This window comes from uncultured Campylobacter sp. (assembly GCF_938039205.1).
GTDB lineage: Bacteria > Campylobacterota > Campylobacteria > Campylobacterales > Campylobacteraceae > Campylobacter_A.
In genome coordinates this window covers 1-1,953 of sequence record NZ_CALHVM010000051.1, presented here as the reverse complement: position 1 = coordinate 1,953, position 1,953 = coordinate 1, and the positions used below count along the sequence as shown (strand labels likewise).

The window sequence follows — 1,953 nt, the reverse complement described above, 5'->3', positions numbered from 1 at the left end:
TTTTCGCTGCAGGCTTTCGCGCCCGTTTCGGCGCCGCTTGTAGATTTTGGCTATCGCAAATTTTGTAGCGGCCGAACCGGCGGCCGATCTATCCGTCCTCGGCGCGTTAAAAATTTTAAATCGATGCGGCTTCTGCGGGAGGCGGAGAAAAGGGGCGAAATTTTAAAATTTATTTCGGATTAAACGAAAGCCTATATAATCGGCAAAGTTTCATTTGAAAGGTTAAATATGTCTAAACTATCAAAACTCCCGACTCCCGATATCGCCGAGCACGGCGCGTTTTTCCCGCGTCGCCGTTTTCGCTGTCACAGTTTACGGCGCCCGTGAGCGATCTGGCGGATTTTAATTACGAGAAAAAATACGACGGCGATAAAAAAATCCTCATCATCGCGGCCGACGAGCGGTATTTGCTGATGGACAACGGGACTTTTTTCTCCACTGGCAACCACCCCGTCGAGACGCTCGTGCCGATGTATCATCTGGCGCAGGCGGGCTGGGACTTCGAGATCGCGACGCTCTCTGGAAATCCCGTAAAATTCGAGTTTTGGGCGATGCCTGCGAAGGACGAGCGGCTCAAGGGCTTTTTTGAGAGCTACGCGACTAAATTTAAAGAGCCTAAAAAGCTCGCTGATATCGTAAAGAAGGGATTTGACGAGTATTTTGCGCTATATATCCCGGGCGGTCACGGCGCGCTGATCGGGCTTGACGAGAGTCGCGACGTAAAGGCCGCGCTAAAATGGTTTCATGAGCAGGGCAAATACATCATCACGATCTGCCACGGCCCAGCCGGACTGCTAGCCGCGGCGCTTGACGAGGATAAGTTTTTGTTCGAGGGCTACGAGCTCGTGCTGCTGCCCGACGTCATTGACCGCACCTCGCCCGATATAGGCTACATGCCGGGCCATCTGCGCTGGTATATGGGCTTGCGGCTAGCAAAACTTGGGATGAGAATCCTAAACGAAGGTATCGACGGCGCCGTGCACAAAGACCGCAACCTGCTCTCGGGCGATAGTCCGCTAGCGGCCAATAACCTCGGCAAACTGGCGGCTAAAACGCTTTTAGAGTCGCTGTAAATATATTTTACGCCGCTAAGGTCGGCATCTCGGCATAAAATTTTAATTTTTACGCGGCGGAAAAATTTAAAATTTCAAAGCGTGCCCGCTTCGGCTTTAAATTTAATGATCGCCGTCCTGCGCGCGGTGTAATCGTTTAAAATCGCCGCTCGCCTTCGATTTGCAAGCGATGCGCTGTGCAGCGTCTAAATTTAAGTATTCAAATTTTATCACACTTTTGCGCGCGAGTATTAAAATCTTTTGCGACCTTTCAAATTTTGCCGCGCCACCTTATAGGGCGGTGCCTTTCGCGGGCGTGAAAAACCCTTGCATATCGACGCCCCCTGGCTGCAGCAGCTTGATTTTTCTATCGATGCCGCCCGCATAGCCCGTGAGGCTGCCGTGCGTGCCTACGACGCGGTGGCAGGGGATGATGATCGAGATTTCGTTGTGTCCTACGGCGCCGCCCACGGCTTGCGCGGACATCTTTGCTAGCCCGCGTGCCGCGGCGATTTCGCGTGCGATCTGCCCGTAGGTCGTGGTTTTGCCGTATGGAATTTTGAGCAAAATATCCCACACGACGCGCCTAAACGCCGAGCCCGCGGGATTTAGAGCGGGCGTAAAACCCGGCTCGCGTCCGCTAAAATACAGATCGAGCCAGCGCCTAGTTTGATCGAAAACGGCCAGGTTTCTCTCCTTGAGGCACGCGCTTTGTTTGTTTGCGCAAAATTTTCCGTCCGTGCCTTGCGCCGAAAGGTTGATAGCGCGAGGTTTTTCCCCGCATCATAAGCCGCAAAATCGCGCGTGAAGAATTTTCCGCTCGCTATAAGTGTACGCGCGTAGAATTTTCCGTCCGTGCTGCTCGTAACTTCTGCGAAATCGCGCGCGTTGTACTTTTCAT

At 52.7% G+C, this 1,953-nt stretch carries 3 protein-coding genes; 1 reads left to right on the top strand and 2 read right to left on the bottom strand.

Annotated features, from left to right (window positions below; translation table 11 throughout):
• The first annotated feature begins 239 nt into the window (after window positions 1-239).
• Window positions 240-1,073 (top strand): glyoxalase III HchA, encoded by an 834-nt coding sequence (gene hchA, locus Q0394_RS07275; protein ID WP_298946447.1) that lies wholly within the window; start codon window positions 240-242, stop codon window positions 1,071-1,073.
• A gap of 270 nt (window positions 1,074-1,343) precedes the next feature.
• Here the strand turns inward: hchA and Q0394_RS07270 are convergent, their stop codons facing one another.
• Together Q0394_RS07270 and Q0394_RS07265 are read right to left on the bottom strand one after the other, a co-directional pair.
• The gene (locus Q0394_RS07270) at window positions 1,344-1,631 is read right to left on the bottom strand and encodes an MGMT family protein (protein WP_298946446.1); all 288 of its coding nucleotides are present in this window, start codon (window positions 1,629-1,631) and stop codon (window positions 1,344-1,346) included.
• A gap of 29 nt (window positions 1,632-1,660) precedes the next feature.
• A partial coding sequence (locus tag Q0394_RS07265; protein ID WP_298946445.1) for a hypothetical protein occupies window positions 1,661-1,953 on the bottom strand: 293 nt, incomplete at its 5' end.